The sequence below is a fragment of the Streptomyces sp. NPDC025651 genome (assembly GCF_055558735.1).
The window spans coordinates 1-1,471 of record NZ_JBVHLZ010000038.1; the positions used below are offsets into that span (position 1 = coordinate 1).

Here is a 1,471-nt window from a genome sequence, read left to right on the forward strand (position 1 = left end):
TCAACCCCCACCGCACCACAAGCCACCACCCCCTCTTCCAGATCGCACTCGTCCTCCAGAACACCACCCAAGGCGACTTCGACCTCCCCGGCCTGCGTGTGCGCCCCAAGGAAGTCGGAATCGGCAGGTCCCGCTTCGACATGCTGTTCAGCCTCGCCGAGCGGGGCGACGACCACGGGATCACCGGAACCGTCGAGTTCTCGACCGATCTCTTCGACCGCGCGTCGATCGAGGGTCATCTCGCGCGCTGGATCGGCCTGTTGGAGCAGGTGGTCGCGGATCCGTCGTTGCCGATCGGCGACGTCGAGGTGCTGCCGGGGGCCGAGCGGGAGCGGATCCTCGGGGCCTGGAGCGGCCCGGCTGCAGGGGTTCAGGAGATGAGCCTGGTCGATCTCTTCGAAAGGTCGGTGCGGGAGGCCACGGAGTCGGTCGCCGTGGTGTGTGGAGGGCGGTCGGTTTCCTACGGGGAGTTGAACCGCAGGGCCAACCGCCTGGCGCGGTGGCTGGTGTCCCGCGGAGTGGGGCCGGAGCAGCTCGTGGGCGTCGTCCTCCCGCGTTCCGTGGAGATGGTGGTCGCGTTCCTCGCCGTAGTGAAGGCGGGGGGTGCGTTCGTGCCGGTGGACCCCGAGTATCCGCTGCACCGCCGGGAGTTCCTGCTGTCCGACGCGTCTCCCGTCGTAGTGGTCGACGAGGAGACCCTCGCCCAGGACCTGTCCGGCTTCCCGGACGAGGACCTGGACGTGCCGGTGGGCCTGGGCTGCCCGGCGTACGTGACGTACACGTCCGGATCCACCGGCGTGCCCAAGGGAGTCGTGGTCTCTCACAACGGAGTGGCGAGTCTGGCGCACACCCAGACGGAGCGGCTCGGCGTGACCGCCGCGAGCCGTGTGCTGCAGTTCGCCTCGCCCAGTTTCGATGTGGTGGTGTGGGAGCTGGTGATGGCGTTCTCGAACGGCGCCACGCTCGTCGTACCCGACGGAAAGGGCCTGATGGGCGACGCCCTCGGCGACTTCCTGGCGGCAGAGGGCGTGACGCACGCGCTGATCCCGCCATCGGTGATGGCCACCGTCCCGCCGGGCTCCGCCGAGAAGCTCACGGACCTGGAGTGCCTCATGCTGGGCGCCGAGGCGGCGCCGGCCGAACTGGTGGCGCGGTGGTCGGTGGCGGGCCGGCGCGTGGTGAACGGCTACGGCCCGACCGAGTCCACCGTGTGCGTCACGATGAGCGGGGTGTCATCGGACGGCACGTTCCCGATCGGCACTGCGGTGGCGAACACGAGAGTGTTCGTGCTGGACGCGGCGCTGGAGCCGGTACCGGTGGGCGTGCCCGGCGAACTGTACGTCTCGGGGGCGGGCTTGGCGCGGGGCTACATAGGCCGCCAGGCGCTGACGGCGGAGCGGTTCGTGGCGTGTCCGTTCGCCGCCGGTGAGCGCATGTACCGCACCGGCGACCTGGTCCGCTGGCGCACGGA

Annotated in this window: 1 protein-coding gene; it reads left to right on the plus strand. The window is 70.2% G+C overall.

Going from position 1 to position 1,471, the window contains the following annotated elements:
• On the plus strand, nt 1-1,471 hold a 1,471-nt coding region (locus ACZ4D5_RS43440), incomplete at both ends, for a non-ribosomal peptide synthetase (RefSeq protein WP_467778074.1).